Raw genomic sequence first — 26,309 nt, forward strand, 5'->3', positions numbered from 1 at the left:
AATCAAATTAAGTCTGTCAACCCGGAAAGCCAGGAAACCACCGACTCCTCGGATATTTGTATGATCGCATTGACATATTTATTCGCAATCCGAACGAAATAAAATCGTCAATTCGCATAAGTCCGCATTAACTTTGTCAATTCGCATTCTAGACTCCGAGTCACTGACCTAAGTACCTGATCCCATGGAACAAACTAGGAAGGCTCTGGAGCCGATCAGCATTGTCCGACCGCGTGGCTCGCATCGGATCGAAACGTTCAGTCCGAAGATGAACCGAAGGCTGACGCTATATCGTCGTAGTGAGTTGGATTTATGGGTTCGCATTGAGACGGACCCGACTGTTCGCTCTTTTTGCGAGCGCCCTGGGTATGTTCAGTACGATGGGCATCGGCAACTAGCGGATTTCTTGGTCGCGTATCGAGACGGTCAGGAGATTTTATTACTCACGGAGCGTGAACTTCCTGACGATCTGAGATACGACGGTAACGTCGAAAATCCACTCACCATCCAGTCTGTTCGCGTGGCCGACCTGGCCGCATCACGGGCTTGGATTGACAACTGGAAGCGCATGCTTCCCTGCATCGTTATTACTCGGGGCCTCTTGTCGAACGCGCTCCTCGATGGTGTTGAACATTTTTTAACAAGCCCTCAACCCTTGGCGGCCGTCGAACGCAAATTTTCAGGCGGTGATCCGATTCTTGCGCGCGCGGCAACCTTCGCGCTGCTCTATGCGGGACGGGTGAGTGCGCCGACGTTGCGAACAACGCCATTGTCGTCTTTGACTCCGTTCGTCTGCCATGGGATCTAGCATGAATCGTCGTAAGCCTGAACTGCAGACACTTGATTTAGCGACTTGGCCCGGCGTTGCGTGGACGGAACTCGACGCGGCGGCGCGCACGCTCATCGAAACGCGAATGCAGGCGATTGAGCGCTTCGCCCGTGGAGAGGCAATCACGTCTATCGAGCAGGCCACCGGCGTGAACCGGCGTCAATTATATCGTTGGCTGAAGCGCGGAATGTCGACTCACCCTGATGGACGCATTTTTGGGTTCCGCGGATTGCATAAGTACCGGAGGGTCGCGGCGTACGTACGCGTTAGTAAAATCACCGTGCACGGTGAGCGAGGGAGTCGTGGTGCGGCAGGGGCGTTTTGTCAACTGCTCGACGTTCATCCGTCACTCTCGGCGTGGCTACGCTTACAGGTTAAGCGTCGGCGTGTGACACTGAGTCAGGTTCATACCGAAGATCGGCTTCGCACCAGACTGTGCGGGCTTCGAGCGCTTCACGCCGACTTTCTGCAACAGTGTCGTGCAGCAGGTCTGACCGTCGCCGACTACCCGTTCAATACTGACGGGCGAGCGGTCCGTTCACTTGCCGCCTATCTGAAGGGCGAGATGCTGCGTACGTTTGCCACCGGTGCACGGGCGGTCGGCGCTTCGCATCTCAAAGGGTTGCCTACCCACGACGAGGATAACGGCGCCCAACGTGTAACAAGACCGTATCAGGTGGTGGAATTCGACGGGCATCGCCTAGATATCCGTCTTAAAGTCGTGGTGCGAGATCAGTTGGGCTTTGAACATCAGTTTGAAATCGAACGTGTCTGGTTTCTAGCGATCATCGATGTGTGCACCCGAGCGGTGCTGGGTTACCACATCGCGCTGGGTCGCGAATATAGTCGCTATGATGTCGTAAAGACGATCGAGAACGCATTGGAGGGGCATCGAGCACGATGTTTCACGATTCCCGGTCTGAGCTACGAGGCAGGCGGAGGTTTTCCATCACAACGAATGCCAGAACTTGCCTATGCAACGTGGGAGTGGATCAAACTCGACAACGCGAAGGCAAACCTTGCCAACGAGTCGCTCGCTGCTCTGTGTGAGTTCGTGGGCTGTTGTGTTGATGCAGGGCCGACCTTTAGCCCGGACGAAAGGCCGTATATCGAAAGATTCTTCGGAACCATCGCCAGTAGGCTGTCTTCTAGACTGCCGGGTTACACAGGCTCGCACCCGCACGATGTGCGTCGTGCATTGTCCGACCCCAAGGGTAACGTGCGATTGTACATATCGCTCGACGAGCTCGACGAACTGGTTGAATATGCAATCGCGACGTATCACGGAACACCGCACGCCGGCCTGAACAATGTTACGCCGCTCGAGGCAATGGAGTATTTCGTGCGCGGGCGTCAGCAACTGCTCACGTGGCTCCCCGAACGTCATCGACGTACCCTGTGTCTGTTGCAATCCGCAAGACGCTGCCCTGTGCGTGCTTATCTGAACAAAGGCATCCGGCCGCATATCAACCTTTACGGCGTGCGTTATACAAGCGATGTGCTTGCGTGCAGCACGTCCTTGATCGGCCAGAGGTTGCTGATCTATCTAAACGCGGGCGATCTGCGTAGCGTTCGTGCGTTCCTGCTCGACGGTACGGAACTCGGCGTACTCGATGCGCAGGGCGCGTGGCGGGTGATGCCTCACAACCTCAAACTAAGGCAGGAGATTCTTAAGGAGAAGGGTCGTCGGCGATCACGAACGGCCGTCGAGTCCAATCCCATCGAAGAATATGTCCATGAAAAACTTCACAAGGCGAAGGGCGCACGCAGGGCAGCGTCCGACCTGTCTCAATTAGTGCGTCTTCTTGCGTCCGCACCGACAGTGCGGACACCCTTGGGACCGGTGACCGGTTCAGCTGAGGCAAAGCTAACGACGCACGACGAATCATCTACAAAGCGAGATGATGCCGCCAAGCCGTCAGCTCCAACACGCGCACGAAAGCTTGGGATCGGTACTGGTCAAGTCTTCTGAAGCCAGCTATGCGGGAGGAGCAGCATGCCAGTTGAGATAAAACGCCCGGTCGATTCGTCGCTGCACCCGCTCGCGACCGGGAACTACCGAATCGCCACGCCAGCGATCGAAGCGTTCTACGAGCTGGTGGTCCGGTGTCTTCGTTACCGGATCATGGGAGCGCTGATCTATGGGCCTTCTCGTATCGGTAAGACTCGAGCGATTGAGTATATTCGTCTTTTGCTGGCGCGCAACAATCCTCGCGTCACGACGTTTCACGCTCAATGCGAGCACAAGCCGCGACACGCTGAGGGACCATTCTTCGCGAACCTGCTTGAAGCGGTAGGTGATCCCGATCCGAACGGGGGTTCCAACACATCGAAGCGGATGCGTTTGACGCTGCGAATTAGACAAGCTGCTTCCTGCGCCGGAAGCGGTGTCGTATTGCTTTTCTGCGATGAGGCGCAGCGCTACAACGACAATGAATACGAGTGGCTGCGTGATGTGCATGACGCGCTCGACAGGCAGCAGATCAAGCTGTTCACGTTCCTCGTTGGTCAACAAGAGCTGATTGGCCAGAAACACGCGATGCAGGTCGCAGGCAAAACGCAGATCGTTTCGCGTTTGATGGTGGAAGACCTCGCATTTTATGGAATTCGCAATGCACACGACGTTGCGACATGCCTGAACGGCTACGATCAGACAGCTTATCCAGAAGAGAGTGACTGGAGTTTCTCGCGCTTCTATGTTCCGCGAGCGTTCAATTCCGGGTTTCGGCTCGTCAACGACGCTGACACGTTGTGGAGAGCATTCGAGGCAGCCCATCACAAGGCCAATCTTCCCGGCGAACTTGAGATACCGATGGAATCGTTTGCGCGGGCGGTCGAGATCGTACTGAAAGACAGCGAGCTACGCGATGGTCGTGGGTATCGTCCAGATGAAGTCCTCTGGGAGCACGCGGTGCGACAGTGCGGATACGTGCAGTCTCGTCACGCCACGGGACGCGTCCTCGTCGCCGCCGCGTAGAGCGATGCTGCTCCACAAGCTTGAGTTCCCAATCCTCACGCTTGATGAGTGCAGTCTCTCACCTGCACTAGGTTACCTTTTCCAGAAAAGGTGGATCTATCCTCACGAGTCGCTGGTCTCGATCTTGTGGAAATTTGAGCGAGCCAACGCATTGTCTGGGGCAATGGTTGCGCGATTCATGGGCCCCGACATCGACCCTTACGAGGGCGTAGCACCATATCGTGATCTGATCGACGTACGCCACCTATGCGAACATTTGCGATTGCCAGCCGACATCGTGCGAATGGCAGTCATTGACCGAATGGGCAAGCAACGGTACAGCGATGTGTTTCGCTTTTGCCGACGATGTCTTTCGCATGGGTATCACAGCGTTTTGCACCAACTCGAGTCTATAACTCGATGCCCGGGTCATCGAACCGTCTTGGAATCGGTATGTCGTCGTTGCTCACAGCAGGCCGCATATCGGATATGCGCGCAATCGCTTGAGGCCCGCTACCGATGCGCGAACTGCTTTGCTCCTTACGGTCAGAGCGGCTGGACTCCGGAAAATCACCGGCCGCTAAAGCCAAGGCTTCGCAGCAAGTTCACACGATGCTTTCTCGAACGCTGTCGAGGCTAGCGTTTCGTAGAGTTCGCAACAGTCTGATCGATCGCTCCTGTTTTAGCTCACCTATCGTAGAAAGGCTTGAGGCGGCAGCGGCGAGTATCAATCTCGCCCGGTTGACAGCTTCGCGACTAGATCGCAGTGACAGATTTATTTCGCGGACGTCGGACTTCCTCATTGGAGTGGGGTAAGAAGGGCCCGGTCGGCCATCATGTCCCGCCAGTTGACGACTTTATTTCGCAAACGGTGACGAATTTATTTTTATCTACGTCAAGCCCGACGTACACCGCGCTATCGTTGTCCATGCTGGCCTCCGTGGGGAAGTTGCCGGGGTGCGGCCTTTGCCCACCCATGCGGCTCTGGCAGCGATGCTAACCCGCGTTGATGCCCCACGCCAGGCCAGCCCCTCTACCCACGGAAATGGAATGGACGCCTCCCACCCCGCGTGAGGTGGAAGCGATGAACAGACCCACATGCTCGCGGACCGACCGAATCAATACGGTCGGAATGGAAGATCATTGAACTCTTCAGAGCCAACCGGAGGAGGTCTGCCATGAACCATACGGCCATAGGCGTCGACATTGCCAAAAGCGTGTTTCAGGTGCACTGGGTCGACCCGTCCACCGGTGAAGTCGTGAACAAGGCAGTCAAGCGGGACAAATTTCTTGAATACTTCGCGAATTGGGCGCCCTGCGTGATCGGTATGGAAGTGTGTGGCGGCGCGCAGCATTGGGCACGGCAACTGACGAAGATGGGTCACCTGGTGAAGCTGATGCCGCCGAAGTTCGTCAAGGCGTTCAACATCGGCAACAAGAACGATCCAGCGGATGCGCGAGCCATCTGGATGGCCACGCAGATACCCAGCAAGCCGGTCGCGGTCAAGACCGAGGCGCAGCAGGCCGTGCTGGCACTGCACCGGATGCGGCAGCAACTGGTGAAGTTCCGCACGATGCAGATCAACAGCCTGCGTGGTCTGCTTGCTGAATACGGCGAGGTCATGGGCCGCAGTCGGGAAGCACTCGACAAGGCGATGCCTCGCGTTCTGGCAAAGCTGTCGGAGCGTTTGCCTGCCATGCTGATCGACACGTTGCGTGAACAATAGAGCGGCCTGACGGAGTTGGACAGGCAGGTTGCCGGGATCGAACACCGTCTGCAGGCATGGATGAAGGACGACGAGGCATGTCAGACAATCGCGGCCATACCGGGCGTTGGTTTGTTGAGCGCCACGGCGGCTGTCGCGACGATGGGCGACGCGAAGGCCTTTCGATCAGGACGGGAATTCGCCGCCTGGCTCGGTCTGGTGCCCAAACAGACCGGCTCTGGCGGCAAGGTTCAGTTGCTGGGCATCAGCAAGAGAGGAGACGCGTATGTGCGCACGCTGTTGATCCACGGGGCTCGCAGCGTGCTGCGACATCCAGACAGGGCCGGCGCATGGGTTGAGCAGCTCGGCAAACGCCGACCGTTCAACGTGGTAATCGTGGCGCTAGCCAACAAGATCGCAAGAACCATCTGGGCACTTCTCGCCCACGACAGGCAGTACGGCAGGGAGTACGTTAGCTCGAAACCTCAATAAAGAATTTGCGTTACACAGGGGCTGTTCTCACAGGTGGCACCTCGACAGGTTGCGTTGGCAATCGTGTGCAATGACAAGACAGGTCGGACCGGGATTCCCTAAACCTGGGTATGACGAAGAGCCTTGAGCTCGACACGGAAATGAGGTGGGAGTCAGCGGATTTCATCGGGGCCCGCAGCCGAATGATTGGCTGCAACAGGCCGGATATAAAGCAGCAACCGCCCCATCAAGTCGAGCACACGAAAAACCTTCGCAAAAAGGGAGGCGTCCATATAAAGTCATACTGACTTACCTGAAGCACGACCAGGTTCGAGTCAGCACCGACTGCTTCTCCGGCGGCTCGCGATACCGTGCCGAGGATCGCCATCGTTTCGAGCAGCGCGTCGCTGCTGGCTGGGCTTGCGTATAACTACACGCTAAATAGCGGCGCGGGAGGCAAGGGCGGTGCGAATTACGACCTCTTCAGCGTGGGCGCCGACTACTTCCTCTCCAAGCGAACTGACGTGTACACGGTTGCCGTCTACGAGAAGGCGAGCGGAACCGATTCGCTAGGACAGAGCGCGGTCGCGCAGATCACCGGGCTAACGCCGTCGACGACCGACAAGCAGGTCTCGATGCGCGTCGGCATGCGGCACAAGTTCTGAAGTAGCCACCGACTCTGCTCCGAATTCCGGCGACCGGCTCCGCCGTTGCAACAACGTTCTGGAATCGCACGTCGCACGTCGCACGTCGCACGTCGCGCGTCGGAAGCGACACGTCCATCGGCGACAGAACTCGGCCATTCGCAGCCCTTCGCCATTTGCTGCACGCAATCATTCAAACGGATGATTGTTGTCACATTTCGACCCCGTACAACTTCCAGCGCGCTGTGCCTCAACGCCCAGGGTGGTCATCGACAAACTCGGAAATGTCATTGAGTACCGGTGCAACGGCGATGAAACTCGCTAGTGCACGCACGGGTCTCGCAAGGCTTCCCACGATCATCGCGTGATCGACCGCTGGATATCTCTGGAGCACAAATTGGTCGCCTACTGCCGTCAGGCGTCGGGCGAGACGCATCGTGTTCCCCGGATCGACGGTCCGATCTGCTGTGCCGACGCCCAGAAAAATTGGCGGCTCGCGTCCAGTGATATGTTTGATAGGCTGACTGGTGTCACGCAAAGTCGAGGGAAATATCGCTTCGAGCGTCGGGTCGTGAAGCGGCAGAAAGTCATAGGGTCCGGCAAGACCGATTGCGCCAGCGAGATTGGTTGTATTGATGCCGTGCAAGCGCAAATAGTGTTCATCCGTCGCGAGCAGCATGGCGATATGCGCGCCGGCTGAATGACCCATGATGAAAAGACGGCGAGGGTCGGCGCCGAACGCTGATGCATGCACCCGAGCCCATGATACGGCTGCTGCTGCATCATCCATAAATGCAGGAAATTCCACGTCAGGATAGAGCCGATAATCAGGGATTACCGCTACGTAGCCACGCGAAGCGAGTGCTTCGCCAACGAACCGATAATCGCCACGCTCGCCTTCCTGCCAACTTCCTCCATAAAAGAAAATGACAATCGGTCGACCGGCACTCGGTCCTGATGGTGCCTTCGGTTCGTAGACATCAAGCAGATGACGCTCACCGCTCTCGTAGCGTAACCCCGGATAAGCGTCATAGTCGGTATGTGGCGTCAAAGCATTGACGAGGCTCACAGCACTGCAAGCAGCAAGAAGGGCAAGCGCCGACAGACAAACGGCAAGCGAGGCAACCTGTCTTATTTGTTGGCATGACAGCAACATCAAAGCTCCTGAAACGGCGTATGATTGCGACCCCAACCTTTAATACGAAGTTGCGGCCTCGCTGGATGCCGATGACAAACTGTGCCTGGGACAGTCAGTAGCGCAATCCCCCTGCTATTTGAATGGATTCTGTCGTCGAAAGCGACAAGTGCGACGCAAATTGTTGGCCACGTGTCGGTTGATATCACCGCTGACTGCGCGTCGTTCTGCGCGGTTGCGTCAGACGCGGATGCTGCCGCCTCGATTTCGTTATCATTTCGCGTAGTCTTGAGCGAACCGGCGGACTTGTGCGTCGACTTTGCGGTGACATCCCGCACATTGCCGGTGCGCTGTATAGGAAGACATCTCGACTATTTGGGCGCGTCAACCGGTGGCGCTTGGCGGGATGTTGCATGGCATTTGGGCGAGATCGAACGTCTGCTCGCTGTTTCGTGTCTTTGAAAAGGAAAGATAGCGGAATCGCTGCGAACGAAAGCGCGCAGAGACCGATCGTTATCGAAGGATTAGCGTATCTGATCATGCTGAACTAGTGAACGGATCCGAGATTAAGCGTGTGATGCAGATCCAATGCGATACCCGCGAGCAAAATCAGAACGAGCATCGCGAGGCGCATTCTCCAACGCAATTTCCCGGCTGAGAGTTCGTACATAACGCGTCTCCGAATGGAATTGTTTCGGGGACACTGCGTCGCGCCCCCGGTTACGCCTTTTATATTGTGGCTGGTGGACTTACGCGAACGCGCTACTCATATGGAGCGTGCCATTCACACCCGCCGGGAAGAACCCCCCTTTTGCGACAGCCCCTTTGTTGAGGTACACGATGTTGAGAACGTCGTCGTAGCTTCGGCTAAACGCTAGGCCGTTATTATCGAGCGGGACAATGTTGGAAATCTCGCTGCTGGCCCCCGCAATTCCCTGGTCAACGTCTGACGACGCATCGAGCGAGTCACGCGCATCGGAGATTGCTTGTGCCGAACTGATGAGGCTGGGTGTCTGCATACCCTTCGAATAGAGTACGGTCCTGATTAACCCTGCATGATAGGCCTCGGCTGCCAGTATGCCTGCGGCTGCTTCGAGGTATGTCTTGTTGGTGATGAGCGGTGACGCCCCTTTGTAGGCTGTGACGCCCACGTCCTCGAAGATGAATGCGCCGAGCAGAAAGGTCGTGTCGTTGAGGTAAGGGTTAAAGGGTGTCCCCGCGGGCACCAACCCAGCTGCCTGCGCGGCAAGCGAGAACGCGCCAGTCGGGTCCGCTCCACCTACGTCGAGCGCGGGCATCGCGACCGCCGAACCGCCAAGCGCCGTCCGGAGAAACGCGACGTGCTCAAGTTCGTCCTTCGCTATTTCTCTTGCATAGGCAGCGACCACGGGATCCGAGAACGACACTTGCTGTCCAGGCGTAACTGCGCCAGGGGTACCCACGCCTGTCATCAGATTTGCGGGCAAACCGGCGCCTGTCGTCGCGTAGGCATAAAACGTTGCTTCAAGATACTCTAAATTCAACGCGAAGTTGAGGATCTCAGGATCGGTTGGCCCGCTCGCTGCATTCGCATTGTCACCCGAACCCCCGCCGCAAGCACCGAGAATTGTTCCGCCGACCAGCCCAAGGCTAAGCCCGCCGGCGCTCCGGAAAAATTGCCGGCGCTTCTCTCGCCGCTCTGTGCGTCGCTCCAATACCTCTTGCACCATCGTCTCGTCGCGCATGCCCATCTCCTTGATATTCATGTGGTGGACGGCTGCTTCGCTGGAATGCACTCCGGCGAGTTGCCGTCCTATTCAAAAGCATCGGCAGTGGTGAGCAGACCGGACGCACTGTCTACCAACCACGTGGGCGATACGTGAATGAAAGCAGCAGGAGATGCGCGCAGTAACACAAACTTTCACTTAAGCGGACGCGCAATCACGCGTTACCGTATCTGCGACGACGTTCGGAAAAAAGGATTAAGCTGCAACAATCCGGGTTGGTCCGAAAAGGAAGGCGGGAAGCGGTCCTGTTATCTTGGACAAAAGCGATATGCCGAATTTTGCTCTACGCCGTATTGTCATCAGTGAAGTCGACAAATAGCCGTTCCCTGGCCATAGATCTGGACCGGTTGCTTCACCCCCGACAGGCCGTCATAACAGCTGTACAGAAGCAGGTTGGCGCGCTTTCTGGCATTCTTGTCGTCTCCCATGTCGTTGCCGCTTGCACGTTGTCCCACCTGATTGCTGAATCGAGCGAGGGCCTGGATGCGGTATTCCGTGCCGTTGTCGGCTTTAGCGACTAGGGTTCGCGGGTCGCCGAGCCCCTCGGGTATATCAATTGCGCTCCAGAAAAAGGATGTTTAGCGTTCCAAATGGCGTTTCGTCGAACCCGTAATATTCGGACTGTTTTTTGCCATGGCAGTGCGGTTCGGCATTCGATGACGTGAATCCTGTGCCACCTTGACCGGAAAACGTCGATGCTTCCGCACACGTACAACCCGCTTTTGGTCGTTTGCTCGCTTTTCGTGGCCGTTCTCGCTGCCTATGCCGCGTTTGATATGGCCGGCCGCATTGCCAGCGCCAAAGGCCGGATGACGCTGTGGTGGCTTCTCGGCGGCGCCTGCGCGATGGGCCTGGGAATATGGTCGACGCATTTCGTCGGCATGCAGGCCTTCACTTTGCCGATCCCGCTTGGCTACGACCCCTTGATCACCATCGCGTCGTTATTTATAGCGATCGCGGTATCCGCGTTTGCCCTTTTTCTCGTTTGTCAGGACGCGTTGCCCATACCGCGCCTTATCGTTGGCGCCGTGATGATGGGGCTAGCTATCGCCGGTATGCACTATACCGGCATGGCGGGAATGCGGATGCGACCCGCAATCGAGTACGACCCTGCGCTGGCGGTATTGTCGGTGACCCTTGCGATTGTCGCCTCTGGCGCTGCGCTGTCCCTTGCATTTCGCCTGCGAGGCCGGACATCGATGATGTTGTTTCGTCGCAGCAGTGCGTCGCTGGTGGTGGGTGTCGCCTTTGTTAGCATACATTTCGCTGGGATGGCGGCCGCCCGCTTTCCAATGGGCAGTGTATGCGGCGCTGCCCACGACGGGGCGAACCATGGCTGGCTTGCCTTTGTGACGATGGTCGTCGCTATAGCAGTCATCGCGATTGCGTTGACGATTTCAGTGTTCGACTTGCGCATGGAGGCTAGTACGGCCGCGTTAGCAACCTCGCTGGCGGCGGCGAACAAAAAACTTGCGCACCTTGCACTACACGATAGCCTGACCGAGTTGCCCAATCGTGTTCTTCTAGAAAACAGGCTTGAAGAACTGGTTCGAAGCGCGAAGCATGCCGACGACCGGTTCACTCTCATGTTCATGGATTTGGACGGCTTCAAGGCGGTAAATGATGCCTTCGGTCACCGCGTCGGGGATCAGTTGCTGATTGACGTCGCGACGCGCATTCGCGCCAGGCTGCGGCCTCCTGATACGATCGCGCGCGTAGGAGGCGACGAGTTCGTGCTGTTGTCCTTCCTCAAACATGCGACGGCAGCCGCCGACCTCGCAGCAGCGTTAACCAAGGCGATCCAAACGCCGTTTTTGGTGGAAAGCCACGAAGTCGAAATTTCGGTAAGCATCGGCATTGCGCTCTTCCCCGACGACGGTGCCAGTCAGGAGGAGTTGCTACGCAACGCGGACTTAGCCATGTATCACGCTAAGGCGCCCGGAGGTGGCGGGTACCGCTTCTTCGAAGGCTCAATGGAAGCGAATTCATATGAACAGATGCAACTCACGCATGAGCTGCATTCGGCGCTGCAACGAGGCGAAATGATCCTTCACTACCAGCCTAAGTTCAGGGCGCCAAACGGGCCAGCGGTTGGAGCAGAGGCGCTCTTGCGCTGGAATCATCCGGTTCACGGGTTACTGGCGCCGGAGCGCTTCATCCCGTTAGCGGAGAAGACCGGGATAATCGTGTCAATTGGCGCATGGGTGCTTGACGAGAGCTGTCGACAATTGAAGGCTTGGCACGATTCGGGATACACAGGCTGGAGCATCGCTGTCAATTTGTCGCCCATGCAGTTCGCTCATGAGGGTCTTGCAAAGGCTGTGCGGGACGCGTTGCATCGGCATGACCTACCAGCGGAATGCCTGATTCTGGAGGTAACCGAATCAACTGCGATGCGCGACGTCGAATTGAGTTTGACGGTCCTCCAAGAATTGCGCCGGACCGGTGTGCAAATCGCAATCGACGACTTCGGCACCGGATATTCGAGCCTGCTTTACCTCAAACGCCTGCCTGCGACCGAACTCAAAATCGATCGTGGGTTCGTCCGCCAACTTGCTGACGGCACAGAGGACGCGGCAATCATCTCAGCCATTGTAGCTTTGGGAAAGGCACTCAATCTGCGGATCGTTGCCGAAGGTGTTGAGACCGCCTCGCAACAAACGTATCTAACGCGGCTGGGCTGCGACACCTTGCAAGGCGTCCTATTAGGCAGACCGATGATCGCAGACGCGTTCCTTGCGGCGGCGGTTTGCACTGAGTAGCGCCAGACAATCACGCACGGTCGAGGGCTAAGGCTTCAATGCGCGAAGTCTTCATGGTTCGGATTGAGCAGGTAGTTAGTCTCCGCGGGAACGACAGAGCGGGGGACGGCGAACACCGCGTTCGTTCGCTTTCGCACCCAGGCAGCGCCGATTTGCTGCAATTTCAGCCGAGCATCGAGGCCGCGCCAGTCGCGCGGCAACCTCGCGGGATCGACTCGTTCGATGAGTCACTCGGGGATTCGGGCCGGAATCATGACATAGCGCGCCCGCAGAGGTGAGTCCTGCACCAACATTGCTGCCATGCAATCCTTTATTCGTCGCGCGTCCAGGGCTAGTGCAGCCCGCACGTCATGTCGATGTCCTCGCGTGAAGACGCGTCAGAAGCCGCTTTCGCGGATCAGCGCGCCGAGCACATGCGTGCGGCCCTCGATCAGCAGACTTCGGCGCGCGCCGTCGATCTGCAACTGCCCGCGCGTTTCCCACATGTTGGCAGGCGGCGCATCCATTCCGATGAGCACCTGAAACAGCGCCGGGTTGGGAACCAGCGCGCCGCGCTCCGACGACACCGCAAGCGGCCCCTTGTAGCGCGACGCGAGCATCGGGTGATCGAGCTGACGCACGCGCGTGGTGTCGATGGCGAGCACGCGCCCGGCGATCGGCGCAACCTGCCCGACGGGGTAGAAGCCCCGTCGCCGACGGCGATGCGCTGAACCTCGTCCTGTTTGACGAACGCGTCGACCTGCCAGCTCTGCGGATCGATCAGCACGCCCACAGGCACCTTCGGATTGATCCATTGTCCGGCGCGCCATTGCGGATCGACATCGGTCCAGAGGCCCGCGAACGGCGCGCGCAGGCTCAGGCGCGCGATCTCCGAATGCGCCGCGACGGCTTCCTCGACCTGCACGCGCAGGCGCTCGCGCACCGAAGTCTGCTGATCGAGCCCGTTCGCATCGGCGATGAGACCCGCGAGCCGTCCTTCGTAGCCGCGAATGCCGGCTTCGCTGCGGCGCATTCGTCCGGCGATGTCGGGTTCGTCCATCTCCATCAGCGTGGCGTCGGAACTCACTGGGCCGGCGGGCCGAATCGTCTGGATGCGCGCGGGAAACGGCACGAACACGCGCAGCACGCGCTCCGCACGCGCGACGCCGTCCGCGTGAATCTGCGTGCGCCACGGCAGCGCGAGCAACACGAACGCGAGCGCGACGCGGCTGCTCGCGAGCGTCGATGACGATGCGAACGAGCGCGAGCATGCGCGGCTCGGCCTGCACGGCACCGCGAAACTGTACGGCCGGCCGGTGAGCCTCGCGTACTATCTGCTGCGCCGCCCGCTCGCCGCGCTGCGCGCCTGGACGGGACTGTGATGAACATCGATCCCGACGCGCCCTCGCCCGCCGTTCGCGACGACCTGCGCCTTTCGGAAGCATCGCCGGGAAGGATCGCTTCGTAGCTCGTTTCGACGATGCGGCCGTGCAGCGGCGCGAGCGGCCACGCCGTCAGATAGAGCGTGACTTCGTCGCCAGGATCGAGCGCGATGGCGTCCGCGACGGCCAGATGGATGAGGATCGCGGGCTTGGCCGGATCGGCGAGTTGCAGGATGCGCTCGCCGGTGATGACGGGCTTGCCGATCCAGTCGTTCGGATCGCTGAACACGGCCACGCCGTTCTCCGGCGCGAAGACGCGCGTGCGTTGCAACTGCGCCGTGACCGCCGCGAGTTCCGCGCGTCGCTGTTCCGCGACCCCGTTCAGCACGGTCAGCTCGTTCTTGCTCTGCGCGTTGTCGAAGGCGCGCTGGCTCGCGGCGGTCAGTTCCGCATCCGCGACGGCGACCTGTTTTTGCAGCACGTCGACACGGCTTTTGAGCGACGTCTCGTCGAGCGAGAAGAGCAGCGCGCCCGCGTCCACGCGCTGATTGGGCCGCACGGCGAGCGAAGCGATAACGCCGTCGATCGGCGAGCTGATGATGCGCGCGCTGCCCGAGACGATTTCCGCAGGCGCGAGCACGGTCTGCCGCACCGGAACGAACAGCAGCAGCGCGGCGGCCGCGCACGCGACGAGCACATGCCGGCGCGACGGCCGCCAGCCGAAGCGCAGGCTGCGGCGCGTGAGCGACCACCAGCAGTAACCCCAGGTCTTGACCGTGCCGCGCAGCACGGCGGCGAAGGCTTCGGCTGGCGGATCGTCGAGCAGCACGAAGACGAGCGCGAGCCGCTTGCCGTTCGGCGCATGTACAGGCACGCACCAGACGCCCTTCGGCCACCATTCGGCCCAGCCATCGGCGATGTCGGGCGGCGGATCGACGGCGTCGCGCGCGAACCATTGCGGCTCGTCGCTGGCGAGCCACGCCGCGATCCACGTGCTCGCGCGCCCGAGCCAGACGAGATAGGGCGAATCTTCGGGGGGCGAGGCGAGGCCGGAAGCGCACACGAGCTCGCAATGCCTGCCGCGATCGGCGAACGCCCGCCGCGACTCGAGTTGTTGGCGCACGAACGTCTCGACGACGGATGGCGACGTCGGTGCGTGGACGATCTGGGCGGACTTGAGTTCGCGCGTGAGAAACTATGCGTTCGATACGCTCGGCCGCGACGGCGTCGTACCTCCAGCAACGGCGGAATGGCTCGGTCGGGATAGACGGAAGCAGCGGCTCACCTGCGAGGAGACCAGCCGAGACGAGAATTGTGAGAGGTCGCGTGCATCGGCGCGTGACTTTGTTCCGGAGCTATTGCGTCGACACGGGCGTCGTCTTGCGCGCGCGTGGCCTGCGATTCAGTGTGGTGGATCGTGCGCCGGATTCCACGCCAATCGCGGCAAGCATGGGCCGCGCGGCCGCTTTCAGCGCCATGCGCCGTGGATCGACACGCGCCAGTACTCGCAAACCCATCAGCGCCGCGAGCAGACCGTGTCCGAGATCGGCGGCGGGGAGATCGGCCGGAATGGTGCCGTCCGCCTGACCGGCCGTGACACAGCGCGTGAAGAACCCTTCCATTTCCTCCAGCACACCGCGCAACACGCGATGAAACTGCTTGTCGTGCGGCGCGAGCTCCAGCGCCGAATTGACGATCAGACAGCCCTTGCGATGCGGATCGCCGGCCGACAGCCGGACGATCTCGTCGAAGAAGGCGACGATGGCGTCGCGCGGCGGAAGACAATGCTCGAAACGCCGCACGCGATCGCGAAAGCCTCGCTCGACGTATCGTTCCAGCACACGCTCGTAGAGCGTGCGCTTGTCGCCGAATGCGTTGTAGAGGCTCGCGGCGGTGAGACCCATGGTAGCGGCGAGATCGCGCACCGAGGTCGCCTCATAACCATGCGACCAGAACTGTGCGGTCGCCGCATCGAGAGCGGTATTCTCGTCGAACTCACGGGGACGCGGCATGCTGCCTCCGTTCGCTCACGCAGTCTTCGGGAAGTTCGACGGAAACAACGCGCGCTTCGTTTCGTCGTCGTTCACGGACTTGAACGCGTGCGTCTTGTTGATGGCGCGCGCACATTCGACGGCGGGCCGGGCATCGATCTGTGCAAACCAGCGCTTCAACTCGGGAAACGCGGCGAGCGGATCCTCATCGCCCTTGAACACGCGCCGGGCTCGATCGATCCAGCCCCACGCCGACATGTCGGCAATCGTGAAGTCTTTGCCCACCAGATATTCGCGTCCCTTCAGGTGATCGTTGAGCACCTGATAGTGACGGTCGGCTTCGCGGCGATAACGATTCACCGCGTAATCGAGGCCTTCGGGCGCCGCATACTGGAAATGCACCGCCTGTCCGGAAAACGGTCCGAGCCCGCTGGCAATGAACATGAGCCACGACAACAGCTGCGGCCGGTCTTCCGCCGCGCCGCCGAACTTGCCGGTCTTCTCCGAGAGATACAACAGAATGGCGGTCGAATCGAAGAGGGTCGCAGCCTTGCCGCCCGGTCCTTCGGTATCGACGATGGCCGGCACCTTGCCGTTCGGGTTGATCGAGCGAAAAGCCGGCGTATGCTGCTCGCCCTTGCTTGTGTCGACGGGCTTCAGCTCGTAAGGCAGACCGGACTCTTCGAGAAAGAGTGCGATCTTCGCGGGGTTCGGCGTGGGGTGAAAGTAGAATTCGATCACTCGTGTTCTCCGGGTTCTCGCGGGGTTTCCCATCGTTCGCCGATTTTAGAGCAATTGTTCTATAACGACAAATGTCACTTGGCGCGGGTAGTCACCCATGCTTATGGCCAGCACGCGCGCACAGCCGAAAGCCACCGATGAGCCGCAGCCACATTACTGCGCGAGCATCAGGTTCAGGTTCTGAACGGCAGCGCCGGCTGCGCCCTTGCCGAGATTGTCGAAATCGGCTGGGTCGATGGCTGTCGCATCCGCGGTCGGTGCTATATTCGGCGCGACTTGAGCTGCGACTTCTTTCCGCAATGCAGTCACTTGCTATCCGCGACGGTCATCATCTGTTTGCTCGTCTCAAATCTTCTCGGACCGTTCAGCAGCCATATCCGCCGTTATTACCGCCCATCGCGGTTTCGATGCTCAGAAACTCGGCAGCACATTCATCGACAAGGTGCAAGCAGAGGTTCTGGCATACGACGCGCCCGACGATATTCAGCCTTGCAAAGGTCGCTCCCGCAGTACGGGCGATCCTATGCCTGATGCGCGAGGCTAAGACGGCATAGTCGGCGATTCTCCGAATAACCAATTTGCTTCCGAAACGAACCGGTCGCGCTGGAGCCCCACTTGGAAGTTCGTAGTTGGCCACGGGAGTTTGGTTTTGGCGCGGAGACTTCTGGCGCTGGGAGTCTCGGCTCGGCCAAAAGAGCGGCGTTCGTCGCGGCTGCAATATCTCCATCTTTGCGTCGGCAATGCGCTTGAGATCAGCCCTGGACCGCCGGTTACCGATTCAGAAGACTTGCCGCTGTACGGCGATTCTGCGCATTACTGAAAGAGCCGCGTTATGGAGGTCGCAAGGCACCAATTCATCGAGCGTTCCTTATCAGACGACGTCACACATCCGCGTTCAACGGTGGGACCGCGCGGACCGCCTGTAGAAGGAGGTTTGCACATCCCCACCTGTTACTGTCAGAGGGATGGGCGCGATAGAGGCTATCGGATAGTCTTAAGTTTTCGCCGAGACGCAACGGTCTCTCGTTGATCCCAGCCCTTTTAGCTAAATCGCCTCCCGTGTTGCGCTGATAGCTGAACAATACCGCGCGGGTTTGCCCTTAGCTCGCGATAAACAAATGGAATTGCTTTACGAGAAAATTTGATTGGATTTTCATCGGATGCGGACCTATCGTGCGTAGTCCGATGCTGCAATCCGCGCGCTTGCATCGAAGAACGGCCTCGCCGACAGAACAAAATATCCAGGAGACTTACCCATGGAGCAATCCTCCGCGGTGCCGCGTGTGCCCGAGTCGGACGCCAGCGGCGCTCAGAACATCGCTTCCAACGATCGAGCGACGCCAAGGGTGCGGCGAATCCAGCGTACCGCGCTTGCTCTTCTCCTTCTGAGCGGGGTCATCAACTACATCGATCGCGCAACGCTGTCCATCGCGAATCCGCTGATCCGGCAGGATCTCGGACTTTCGGTCGGGGAAATGGGCCTGCTGCTTTCCGCGTTCCTATGGGCTTATGCGTTTGCGCAACTGCCAGCGGGCGCGTTGGTCGATCGCTTCGGCGCGCGAGTCATGCTGTCTGTCAGCCTTGCGACATGGTCGGTGGCGCAAGCCTTCGGCGGTGTCGTGAGCGGATTCGGGCAGTTCTTTGCCGCTCGCATGGTGCTGGGGATAGGAGAGGCGCCGCAGTTTCCCACGAGCGCCAAAGTCGTTCGCGACTGGTTCGGCAAGAAAGAGCGTGGCGCCGCGACCGGCATCTGGAACAGTTCATCGACGCTTGGCACCGCAATATCGGCGCCTTTGCTGACAGTCGTAATGTTGACCGTGGGATGGCGATGGATGTTCGGCATCATGGGCATCGCCGGTCTCGTCGTGGCGCTGTGTTTCTTTCTCGTGCATCGCGACCCGCGTCAGGTCAGTCTGACGCAGCGGGAGCGCGCGTATCTGACCGACGTCGATGGGGAAATCCAGAGCCGTCCGACATGGCGCGAGTGGCGCCGTCTGTTTGAGTTCGGCACCACGTGGGGCATGCTGTTGGGATTCTTCGGCACGATCTACGTCTTGTGGCTCTACAACGCATGGTTACCGACGTATCTGCAAATGGAATTTCACCTGACCATCGCGAAATCGGGGTGGGTGGCGGCGGTCCCGTATCTCTTCGGCGTCGTGGGCAGTCTTTCTGGTGGAAAGATTTGCGACGTGCTCGCACGGCGAGGCGTATCGGCGATCAACAGCCGCAAGTACCCGATGGCGGCCTCGCTTTTCGGCGTCGCCGTATTCACGGTACTGACTGGCCTCACGCATAGCGCGACACTGGCAGTCGTATTCATCTCGATCTCGATGTTGCTCCTTTATGTGTCGAGCAGCGCGGCCTGGGCGACCGCGTCCGTTGCTGCGCCCTCCAACTGCACCGCGTCGATCGGCGCCATGCAGAATTTCGGAGGCTACTTCGGCGGCGCGCTGGCACCGGTCGTCACGGGCTTCATCGTGCAGCAGTCACACTCGTTCCAGCCCGCGCTGTTCGTCGGCGCGGGCGTTGCCGCCGTCGCAGTGATCGGTTATTGGTTGCTCGTGCGCGGCCCGATTCCCCCGGCCGCGCTTGCACAAGACGTATAACGGCAAGAGATCGCTGCTTCGAGCGAGAGTCTGAGACTCTCGCTCATCTCGACTCAGCCCGTCAATGCATCAGGAAACTCGATTTCATAGCGCCGCGCGCAGGGCTTGAGCGCCGGTGCGATCGTCGGGTGTAGGGCGACTCCGTCGCGAAGTTGCTCGCGCTTCAGGCTCAACCCGCGATCTCCCGGCATCCGCACGCCTGATGTTCCGGGGCGCGGCGGATTATCCCGACAGGCATCGCCGAGCCAGTCCATTTGACGCGCGAACGCGTCGGGACCGCCAAAAGCCGCCGGATCGTATAACGACAGGAACACGGTGGCGCCCCATCCATCGGCAGGATCGGCACGGCCATAACCTGCGAGACCGCCCGTCAGCGCCTCGATCATCAACGCCAGCCCGAAGCCCTTGTGTCCCCACGTCATGCCGCCGACCGGGAGGATCGATCCCGCCGGCTCGGCGGACAGCACTGCGGGATCGCGGCTGGGCTGGCCGTCCGCATCGAGAAAACATGCCTCCTCGAAGAGTTCACCCGCCTTATGTCGGCGCGCGGTCATGCCGTTCGTCACGGTCGACGAGGAGATGTCGATAAGAAACGGCGTGCCCGAGGTCGGAATGCCCGCCGCGATAGGATTCGGCGTAAATACCGAACGCGTGCCGCCGTGGGGGGCCACGCTCTGCACCGCCGGGTCGGAACTGCCGAGCACGATCATGAATCCGTCCGTCGTGGCCTTTTCCAGGTAACTGGCAAGACAGGCGATGTGATGACTGCGCCGAATCACCAGCGTCGCGCTCCCAAATTCTCTCGCCCTCGGCGCGAGTGTTTCGATGCCGCTCAGGACCAGCCACGGGCCAGGTAGACGCCCGCCATCCCACAACAGGCTGGCGCCCCGGTCTGACACGACCTTAGGCACGCCGGAACACGCCATCGCGGCGCTTTCAATCTCATGGATATAGCCTGCCAGCAGCGCGAGCCCGTGCGTGTCGTGTCCCATCAAGTCGCCATCGACGAGCGTGCGGGCGACCGCCAGCGCTTTGACGTCCTCCATTCCAGCCCTGACGAGCAGACGCTGGGCGAAGCCTTGCAGGTTATCGGCAGAGTACCGGACTTGTGTATTCATCGTGATCGCATCAGAAGGTCTTGGTTGTTCAAAGCTGTCGGGCGAGTTAGCGCCCGATGCGCTCTGGATTGTCCATTGCGCTTTTGATAAGCGTCCAATCGAGAATTGGGTAAAATCAATTCCATATGGTTATGGGTATCCGGGAGTTTTCCCTATGTCACAGGATCCGAATAACTCCGCTCTTCCGGTGCTCACGAAGCTGCGCTTCAGGCATCTCCAGTTGCTCGACCTGCTCGGACGCACGCGCAACCTCCGTATTGCGGCTGAACAGATGCACATCACGCAGCCGGCAGCGACGAAAATCCTGAGCGATCTGGAAGCGATGTTTGGCGCGCCGCTGTTCGAACGGCTACCGCGCGAAATGCGGCCGACCGATCTCGGAGCGCTCTCCGTCCGTTACGCCGGCAACGCGCTGTCCAGTCTCGGCAAGTTTTCGAACGAGTTTGCGACGTTGAAGCACGGCGGCTATGGTCATCTCACGGTAGGCTTCATTCCGGCTTCGGCCGCGCAACTTGTCACCGCGGCTATCAAGGAGATCCAGCGTCGGCGCCCGAGACTCATCATCAAGTTGGTCGAGCAAAGTAGCGATCAGCTCGCGACATGGCTTGAGGAAAGACGACTCGATGTGATGGTCGGGCGGCCGACAGAGCCACGACACGGAGCGCTTTTCCATGTAGTCGATCTGCTGGCAGAGCCTGCGCGTGTGGTCGTCGGGCAGCATCATCCGTTGCTGAAGCGGCGGCGCGTGGAGATCACTGACCTGGGCCAGTGGCCGTGGATCCTGTACCCGCAAGGCACCGCGATGCGGCAGCTTTTCGAAGAGACGTTCACGGCGGCTGGGATGATCGCGCCGGTGGGTATCGTGGAGACGCCCTCGATTTTTTCGACGTTGGAGTTGCTTCAGGCCACCGACATGATCTCTCTTCAACCGCAGGTAGCGATGGACAAGTACGTCAAGCATGGCCTCTTAGGTTACCTGGACGTGCCGATACGACGGACACTGTCCAATTACAGCGTCATTACGCGAAAAGACGAAGTTGCTTCGCAAGCGACGAGCGAGTTTGTCGGCATCCTCTGTGCAATCGCAGCGCAATGCTAGGGAGGCGACACGACGTTCCTATTGCGCGTTTACCGGACTCAAGGATTAAGGGCAACGCCCGCTTGCTTTTCAGGTGCTCGGGACTTCGCCTAGTGCTCTCTCGCAATATGGCTGCGGGTATGAGACGAAGCGCGGACCACAGATGTAATCGATCCGATGGCTGTTGTTCAGCCGACAGATGCCATTGAAAGGCGGTTGGCTCGAAGGGCTGAAACCATTCTCCAGTTCCCGCTCGCGCGCGACCGCCTCTTCGCCGAGACGCTTGATCTGCGCCTCAAGCGCTTTACGCGTAGCGGCCTCTTGCGCCTGCTGCCGCTCCAGCTCCCGTATCTCGACCTGGGCGGCTAGCAGCGCCGCGGCGCGTTGCTCGAGCGCCGTTTCCGTGCGGCACAGTTCTTCCCGGGCAGCATCCGGACGTGCCGAAGGATTTGAGCGAAGCGGCGGGCGAGTTGATCGGGACGCTGTGGACCCGGGCGGCGACGTCGGCGCAGGCCGAACTCACGTCGCCGCGCGACGAAGTCGACGCGCAGCGTTGCCGAGGCCGAACGAAGGGTCGTCGCTCCCGATGGTACCTGGCTCTTCTCGCGCCACTCCGACCAGAACTCGCTCGAGACCCCACGCCGGCGTACTCATGGTGCCACCCCGGACCAGGCGGTAGAGGCGGTTCGCCGCCAGGGGGACGCCAAAGCGGAAAAACAGCAGGGCGCACAACTCGCGATAAAGCTCCCGCGTCTTGGGGAACTCGACTTTCAGGCGTTCGAAGTCGGCCACGAGGCGGGTTTCGTCAGAGAGCACGTCGGACATGAATCGAATAGCCCGGAGAAGTCGAAAGCGTGAGTTGCCGGTTACGAACCTGTAGCGCCCGAACGTGGTTGGCCAGGCGCAACGTTGTCACAACGATGCAACTAATCAACTGCGTCTCCGCGCGCCTTCAAATGGCGCGAACTCGACAATGCCTAAGGATGCGAAACAAGACAGACTAAGATAGGTCAACCAGTCGAAAAGTCGGCCTCCGTCAGGCTGAGCGAGCGAGTTGGCCGCGCCCGCAGCTTTCGTCGCGCGACCGCTTCGATCCCAGCGAACCCGTTCCTGAACACGCTCACCAATCGGCTATCGTCCGCATCGGGCGGGAGCCAGAAAAAGACTTCCAAGCATCTGCGCGGCACGACGCACGTTACGTTTTCTCCGCGGCATTCGATCACGAAACTGAGCGTTTGTTTGTCGGTAGAGATCGGGGGTTCGAGCACAAGGACTTTCATGGGTAGAGTGGCGGTTGGCGGACGGAATCGGCAGCAGGTGCGACGCGTTAAGCTGACCTCGCTAAGCTTCACCAGTCTACCCGGTGCTTTTCTTCGGTCTCTTGATGGCGCCGATCGTCGTCGACGTGCAAGTAGATGCTGGTCGTCGTCAGCGAAGCGTGGCCGAGGTTGTCGCGCACCATGCGCAGGTCAATCTTTTGGTCGGCCATGTGCGAGCCGGCACTGTGCCTGAGCCAATTCGCGGAAGCTTTTTCGAGCAGATCAGCCCGCGCGCTTTGCGCATCGTCGCGTTCACGTAGGCGCGACGCAGCGCCCGCAAAGACGTCCTTCACGATGGCGTGCAGCGCCGCGCGCGTGAGCGGCGTGCACGTCTCGGCGCGCTCGTTCGACGCCGTGGCGCCGATCGGCAACACGAGCGGGGTGTCTTCGTTGGGCAACGGCAGGGCGCTCAATCCGAGGTGCTGCCGATAGCGGGACAGTTCCATCATCATCTCGCGCGTCGCGGGCACGAGCCGTTCCTTGTCGCCTTTGCCGTGAACGGTGGGCCACCAGCGCAGCGCGCCGTCCGCATCGTGTCTTACGAAGAACTGGTCCATGGTATTCGCGCCGACCTCCGCAACGCAACCCGCCGAGATAGAGCAGGGCGAATAACCACCGAACGCGGTACGCGTGGGCCTTTTCCCGGTCCGTTTGCTTTGGCATCGTCGCAATGAAGTCCTTGACCTCCTGCCACACGCTCGGCTCCAGGTAACGAGTGATGCGAGGCGCCGCGTGTCGGGTCCGTTGGCGTGAGAGCGACAGCGGATTGCCGGCCAGGTAGCCAGCCTGCACCAGCCACGAGAACATCACGTTCAGGATGACGGTTGCCTGGCGTTGACTGGACGGCGACAGCGGACCGTAGAACGGCCGCCAGCGCTCGTCGCTGCGCGGATGCTTGCGGCCGCCCCCGGCCACCCATGTAGCGGCAGGCTGCGGGTCGGCGAGAAATTTGCTGATAGCGCAAGCAGTCTTCATGGGTCAGAGAAGCGTTAATCAAAATAAGTCTGTCAACCCGGAAAGTCCAGGCAACAACGGGCCCTTGGATCTGATGATCGCCGAGTTGACAAATTAATTCGCAATCCGAACGACATAAAATAGTCAATTCGCATAAGTCCACATTAACTTTGTCAACTCGCATTCTAGTGTGGTGAGTTACAAGTTCATTGAATTATTTTCGCCGCGTACTAAAGTGCTATGTGTGGCACTGATACGAGGAGCCGGCGATGAGCGGACGGCCCAAACGAGAACTCGTGCTGAGTGAATCGGAATTCAAGCAACTGAAGGCGCTCACGATGCGGCGCAAGACAGCACAGGCGTTGGCATTGCGAGCGCGCATCGTGCTTGCCTGTGCCGAAGGGATGGACAACAAGACGGTCGCGGCGAAACTGCAGCTTACACAGCAAACTGTCTCTAAATGGCGCGCGCGGTTTGTCGCAGACCGTGTGGACGGACTGCTTGACGCGCCACGCCCCGGTACGCCCAGGACAATCGACGACACGCATGTCGATGCTGTTATTGCGAGGACGCTTGAGTCCGTACCTGCCGGGGCGACGCACTGGAGCACTCGAACGATGGCCCGAGAGATGAAGCTCTCGCAGACGGCAGTGTCGCGGATCTGGCGTGCCTTCGGACTGCAACCGCATCGGCAGGAGACGTTTAAGCTCTCTAGCGATCCGTTGTTCGTCGATAAGGTGCGGGATATTGTCGGCCTGTACCTGGATCCGCCGCTCAAGGCGATCGTGCTGTGCGTTGATGAGAAGAGCCAGAAACAGGCATTGGACCGGACGCAACCCATGCCGCCTCGAGCCTTTTTGCGACAGGGGAGCTGAAACAGGAGCGATCGACCAGACTGTCGCGTGCTCGAAGCAACGCTAGCCTCGACAGCGTTCGAGAAAGCATCGTGTGAACTTGATTTTCCGGAGGTCAGCCGGTCTGACCCTAAGGAGCAAAGCAGTTCGCGCATCGGTAGCGGGCCTCAAGCGATTGCGCGCATATCCGATATGCGGCCTGCTGTGAGCAACGACGACATACCGATTCCAAGACGGTTCGATGACCCGGGCATCGAGTTATAGACTCGAGTTGGTGCAAAACGCTGTGATACCCATGCGAAAGACATCGTCGGCAAAAGCGAAACACATCGCTGTACCGTTGCTTGCCCATTCGGTCAATGATTGCCATTCGCACGATATCGGCTGGCAGTCGGAGATGTTTGCATAGGTGGCGCACGTCAATCAGATCACGGTATGGTGCCACGCCCTCGTAAGGATCGATGTCGGACCCCATGAATCGCGCGACAATCGCCCCAGACAAAGCGTTGGCTCGCTCAAATTTCCACAGAATAGAAACCAGCGACTCGTGAGGATTGACCCACCTCTTCTGGAAAAGATATCCGAGCGCAGGGGACAGACTGCTCTCGTCAATTGTGAGGATTGGGAATTTTAGCTCGTGAAGCGGCATCGCTCTACGCCGCGGCGACAAGGACTCGTCCCGTGGCGTGACGAGACTGCACGTATCCGCATTGTCGCACCGCGTGTTCCCAGAGCACTTCATCTGGACGATACCCACGACCATCGCGTAGCTCGTTGTCTTTCAGTAGATCTCGACCGCACGCGCAAACGATTCCATCGGTATCTCTAGTTCGCCGGGAAGATTGCCCTTGTGATGGGCTGTTTCGAAGCCCCTCCACATCAGTGACTGGGAGTCTTAGCGTAGTGAGTTAGAAGTTCGTTTCATTAATTGCTCGTTTGGTCCCGGATAACGAAATGCTGCCTAATAGGCGCTCGGACTCATATAACCCTTCCTCAGTAAAGACCACCGACTTCGTCTTGTTGACGGGGTCGCGGATGAAGCCCTTTTCGTAAAGGCGATTCAGCACGTCCCAGTCGAGGCCTTTCCACGCGCGGTACTGATCGTGCAGGGTCAGGTAGAGAAGTGCCAGGGCGGCTTCGTCGATCGCGTCGGTCTTAATATTCATGACACTCATCCCGCGGCCTTCTGAACACGCACACAAAACCGTTCGAGACTAGCCAGGATCTCGTCGGCCGACTTGCTCCAAATGAACGGCTGGGTGTAGGCGTTGTAGACGTCAACGTAGTGCCGGATTGCGTCTTCGAGTTGGCGCGTCGAACGATGCGTGCCGCGACGAAGGTATCTTTCGGTAAGCGTGGCGAACCAGCGTTCGACCTGATTGAGCCATGACGCCGAAGAGGGTGTGAAGTGAACCTCGAAGCGGGGATGACGAGCGAACCACGCCTTGATCGGGGGAGTCTTAGGTGTGCCGTAATTGTCCATTACCAGATGCACACTCAAGTAGGGCGGCACGCTGGCTTCGATGGTGCGCAGGAAACGCAGGAATTCGCTGCTGCGATGGCGCCGGTGCACCTCGCCGATCACTTCGCCAGTGACAATGTCCAGCGCAGCAAAGAGCGTGGTCGTACCGTAACGCATGTAGTCGTGAGTGCGTCGCTCGAGAATGCCTGGGGCCAACGGCAAAAGCGGCGAGTATCGATCTCGCCCGATTGACAGCTTCAAGACTAGATCGCGGTGAAAGATTCATTTAGCGGACGTCGGACTTCCTCATTGGAGTGGAGTAAGAAGGGCACGGTCGGCCGTCATTTCCCGCCAGTTGACGACTTTATTTCTCAATCGGTGACGAGTTTATTTTTATCTACGAGAGAGCAACTGCGACGGACTCGTCTTGGCGATTCTCGCTTTACGACCAACTCGCGTTCCGGCACCAAATTGGCGGTCAAATGCGACAGAGAATGCTGAGCGTCAACGCACAGAGAGTTATTCAGAATGGCTCAAGTTGTTGCACGGGCGT

General features: G+C 59.4%; 17 protein-coding genes and 6 pseudogenes. 10 read left to right on the forward strand and 13 right to left on the reverse strand.

Annotation, left to right across the window (positions count from 1 at the left end; genetic code table 11):
• Nucleotides 1-268 precede the first annotated feature (268 nt).
• The 5 genes and pseudogenes from QCE73_RS36395 to QCE73_RS36420 form a co-directional block, all read left to right on the forward strand.
• Nucleotides 269-808, forward strand: coding sequence for a hypothetical protein (locus QCE73_RS36395; RefSeq protein WP_309885699.1), 540 nt, complete (start codon nucleotides 269-271; stop codon nucleotides 806-808).
• A 1-nt stretch (nucleotide 809) separates the two neighbouring features.
• Nucleotides 810-2,801 (forward strand): integrase, encoded by a 1,992-nt coding sequence (locus QCE73_RS36400; protein WP_309885700.1) that lies wholly within the window; start codon nucleotides 810-812, stop codon nucleotides 2,799-2,801.
• A 24-nt stretch (nucleotides 2,802-2,825) separates the two neighbouring features.
• Nucleotides 2,826-3,806 carry an ATP-binding protein gene (locus QCE73_RS36405; protein WP_045463095.1) on the forward strand — a complete coding sequence of 327 codons (981 nt, stop codon included), beginning with the start codon at nucleotides 2,826-2,828 and terminating at the stop codon, nucleotides 3,804-3,806.
• A 1,157-nt stretch (nucleotides 3,807-4,963) separates the two neighbouring features.
• A pseudogene (locus QCE73_RS36415) lies at nucleotides 4,964-5,983 on the forward strand (IS110 family transposase).
• Between the two features lie 296 nt (nucleotides 5,984-6,279).
• A pseudogene (locus tag QCE73_RS36420) lies at nucleotides 6,280-6,627 on the forward strand (porin); the annotation flags it as partial.
• A 229-nt stretch (nucleotides 6,628-6,856) separates the two neighbouring features.
• On the opposite strand, the gene QCE73_RS36425 reads toward QCE73_RS36420, so the two are convergent.
• Together QCE73_RS36425 and QCE73_RS36430 are read right to left on the reverse strand one after the other, a co-directional pair.
• On the reverse strand, nucleotides 6,857-7,762 hold the full coding sequence (locus QCE73_RS36425; protein WP_309885702.1) for an alpha/beta hydrolase: 906 nt from the start codon (nucleotides 7,760-7,762) through the stop codon (nucleotides 6,857-6,859).
• A 728-nt stretch (nucleotides 7,763-8,490) separates the two neighbouring features.
• A complete protein-coding gene (locus QCE73_RS36430) occupies nucleotides 8,491-9,465 on the reverse strand; it encodes a ferritin-like domain-containing protein (RefSeq protein ID WP_309885739.1) in 975 nt (324 codons plus the stop codon).
• A gap of 737 nt (nucleotides 9,466-10,202) precedes the next feature.
• Here QCE73_RS36430 and QCE73_RS36435 point away from each other — a divergent pair.
• The gene (locus QCE73_RS36435) at nucleotides 10,203-12,269 is read left to right on the forward strand and encodes an EAL domain-containing protein (RefSeq protein ID WP_309885703.1); all 2,067 of its coding nucleotides are present in this window, start codon (nucleotides 10,203-10,205) and stop codon (nucleotides 12,267-12,269) included.
• Nucleotides 12,270-12,699: 430 nt separating this feature from the next.
• Here the strand turns inward: QCE73_RS36435 and QCE73_RS36440 are convergent, their stop codons facing one another.
• From QCE73_RS36440 to QCE73_RS36465, 5 genes are all read right to left on the reverse strand, one after another.
• Complete coding sequence (locus tag QCE73_RS36440) at nucleotides 12,700-13,314, reverse strand: HlyD family efflux transporter periplasmic adaptor subunit (protein WP_309885740.1); 615 nt, start codon at nucleotides 13,312-13,314, stop codon at nucleotides 12,700-12,702.
• 17 nt (nucleotides 13,315-13,331) lie between these two features.
• Nucleotides 13,332-14,753: an efflux RND transporter periplasmic adaptor subunit gene (locus tag QCE73_RS36445; RefSeq protein ID WP_404989865.1), complete on the reverse strand. Its 1,422-nt coding sequence runs from the start codon at nucleotides 14,751-14,753 to the stop codon at nucleotides 13,332-13,334.
• 232 nt (nucleotides 14,754-14,985) lie between these two features.
• Nucleotides 14,986-15,642: a TetR/AcrR family transcriptional regulator gene (locus QCE73_RS36455; protein WP_309885705.1), complete on the reverse strand. Its 657-nt coding sequence runs from the start codon at nucleotides 15,640-15,642 to the stop codon at nucleotides 14,986-14,988.
• A 15-nt stretch (nucleotides 15,643-15,657) separates the two neighbouring features.
• Nucleotides 15,658-16,362, reverse strand: coding sequence for a glutathione S-transferase C-terminal domain-containing protein (locus tag QCE73_RS36460; RefSeq protein ID WP_309885706.1), 705 nt, complete (start codon nucleotides 16,360-16,362; stop codon nucleotides 15,658-15,660).
• Nucleotides 16,363-16,515: 153 nt separating this feature from the next.
• Nucleotides 16,516-16,671, reverse strand: a complete 156-nt coding sequence (locus QCE73_RS36465; RefSeq protein WP_309885743.1) for a hypothetical protein — start codon at nucleotides 16,669-16,671, stop codon at nucleotides 16,516-16,518.
• Between the two features lie 947 nt (nucleotides 16,672-17,618).
• Here QCE73_RS36465 and QCE73_RS36470 point away from each other — a divergent pair.
• On the forward strand, nucleotides 17,619-18,971 hold the full coding sequence (locus QCE73_RS36470) for an MFS transporter (protein ID WP_309885707.1): 1,353 nt from the start codon (nucleotides 17,619-17,621) through the stop codon (nucleotides 18,969-18,971).
• Nucleotides 18,972-19,024: 53 nt separating this feature from the next.
• On the opposite strand, the gene QCE73_RS36475 is transcribed toward QCE73_RS36470, so the two are convergent.
• Nucleotides 19,025-20,089 (reverse strand): Ldh family oxidoreductase, encoded by a 1,065-nt coding sequence (locus QCE73_RS36475; protein ID WP_309885708.1) that lies wholly within the window; start codon nucleotides 20,087-20,089, stop codon nucleotides 19,025-19,027.
• A 154-nt stretch (nucleotides 20,090-20,243) separates the two neighbouring features.
• On the opposite strand from QCE73_RS36475, the gene QCE73_RS36480 reads away from it, so the two are divergent.
• Entirely contained in the window at nucleotides 20,244-21,188 is a 945-nt protein-coding gene (locus QCE73_RS36480; protein ID WP_309885709.1) for a LysR family transcriptional regulator, read from the forward strand.
• A 195-nt stretch (nucleotides 21,189-21,383) separates the two neighbouring features.
• The gene (locus tag QCE73_RS36485) at nucleotides 21,384-21,536 is read left to right on the forward strand and encodes a hypothetical protein (protein ID WP_309885710.1); all 153 of its coding nucleotides are present in this window, start codon (nucleotides 21,384-21,386) and stop codon (nucleotides 21,534-21,536) included.
• Between the two features lie 150 nt (nucleotides 21,537-21,686).
• Here QCE73_RS36485 and QCE73_RS36490 read toward each other — a convergent pair whose 3' ends face one another.
• The 3 genes and pseudogenes from QCE73_RS36490 to QCE73_RS36500 form a co-directional block, all read right to left on the reverse strand.
• On the reverse strand, nucleotides 21,687-21,992 hold the full coding sequence (locus tag QCE73_RS36490) for a hypothetical protein (protein ID WP_309885711.1): 306 nt from the start codon (nucleotides 21,990-21,992) through the stop codon (nucleotides 21,687-21,689).
• 185 nt (nucleotides 21,993-22,177) lie between these two features.
• Entirely contained in the window at nucleotides 22,178-22,447 is a 270-nt protein-coding gene (locus QCE73_RS36495) for a DUF1488 family protein (RefSeq protein WP_309885712.1), read from the reverse strand.
• A 68-nt stretch (nucleotides 22,448-22,515) separates the two neighbouring features.
• Nucleotides 22,516-23,531: pseudogene (locus tag QCE73_RS36500) on the reverse strand (tyrosine-type recombinase/integrase).
• Nucleotides 23,532-23,709: 178 nt separating this feature from the next.
• On the opposite strand from QCE73_RS36500, the pseudogene QCE73_RS36505 reads away from it, so the two are divergent.
• Nucleotides 23,710-24,294, forward strand: a pseudogene (locus QCE73_RS36505) (IS630 family transposase); the annotation flags it as partial.
• Between the two features lie 924 nt (nucleotides 24,295-25,218).
• On the opposite strand, the pseudogene QCE73_RS36510 reads toward QCE73_RS36505, so the two are convergent.
• Nucleotides 25,219-25,460 (reverse strand): annotated as a pseudogene (locus QCE73_RS36510) (DUF6429 family protein).
• A 5-nt stretch (nucleotides 25,461-25,465) separates the two neighbouring features.
• A pseudogene (locus QCE73_RS36515) lies at nucleotides 25,466-25,996 on the reverse strand (IS630 family transposase); the annotation flags it as partial.
• Nucleotides 25,997-26,309: the final 313 nt, after the last annotated feature.

It is taken from the genome of Caballeronia sp. LZ029 (assembly GCF_031451275.1).
GTDB lineage: Bacteria > Pseudomonadota > Gammaproteobacteria > Burkholderiales > Burkholderiaceae > Caballeronia > Caballeronia jiangsuensis.

Bases quoted from the DNA above. Each gene is read 5' to 3' on its own strand.
- QCE73_RS36395 (WP_309885699.1), top strand. From the start codon at position 269: ATGAACCGAAGGCTGACGCTATATCGTCGTAGTGAGTTGGATTTATGG.
- QCE73_RS36400 (WP_309885700.1), top strand. From the start codon at position 810: ATGAATCGTCGTAAGCCTGAACTGCAGACACTTGATTTAGCGACTTGG.
- QCE73_RS36405 (WP_045463095.1), top strand. From the start codon at position 2,826: ATGCCAGTTGAGATAAAACGCCCGGTCGATTCGTCGCTGCACCCGCTC.
- QCE73_RS36425 (WP_309885702.1), bottom strand. From the start codon at position 7,762: ATGTTGCTGTCATGCCAACAAATAAGACAGGTTGCCTCGCTTGCCGTT.
- QCE73_RS36430 (WP_309885739.1), bottom strand. From the start codon at position 9,465: ATGCGCGACGAGACGATGGTGCAAGAGGTATTGGAGCGACGCACAGAG.
- QCE73_RS36435 (WP_309885703.1), top strand. From the start codon at position 10,203: ATGCTTCCGCACACGTACAACCCGCTTTTGGTCGTTTGCTCGCTTTTC.
- QCE73_RS36440 (WP_309885740.1), bottom strand. From the start codon at position 13,314: ATGGAGATGGACGAACCCGACATCGCCGGACGAATGCGCCGCAGCGAA.
- QCE73_RS36455 (WP_309885705.1), bottom strand. From the start codon at position 15,642: ATGCCGCGTCCCCGTGAGTTCGACGAGAATACCGCTCTCGATGCGGCG.
- QCE73_RS36470 (WP_309885707.1), top strand. From the start codon at position 17,619: ATGGAGCAATCCTCCGCGGTGCCGCGTGTGCCCGAGTCGGACGCCAGC.
- QCE73_RS36475 (WP_309885708.1), bottom strand. From the start codon at position 20,089: ATGAATACACAAGTCCGGTACTCTGCCGATAACCTGCAAGGCTTCGCC.
- QCE73_RS36480 (WP_309885709.1), top strand. From the start codon at position 20,244: ATGTCACAGGATCCGAATAACTCCGCTCTTCCGGTGCTCACGAAGCTG.
- QCE73_RS36490 (WP_309885711.1), bottom strand. From the start codon at position 21,992: ATGTCCGACGTGCTCTCTGACGAAACCCGCCTCGTGGCCGACTTCGAA.
- QCE73_RS36495 (WP_309885712.1), bottom strand. From the start codon at position 22,447: ATGAAAGTCCTTGTGCTCGAACCCCCGATCTCTACCGACAAACAAACG.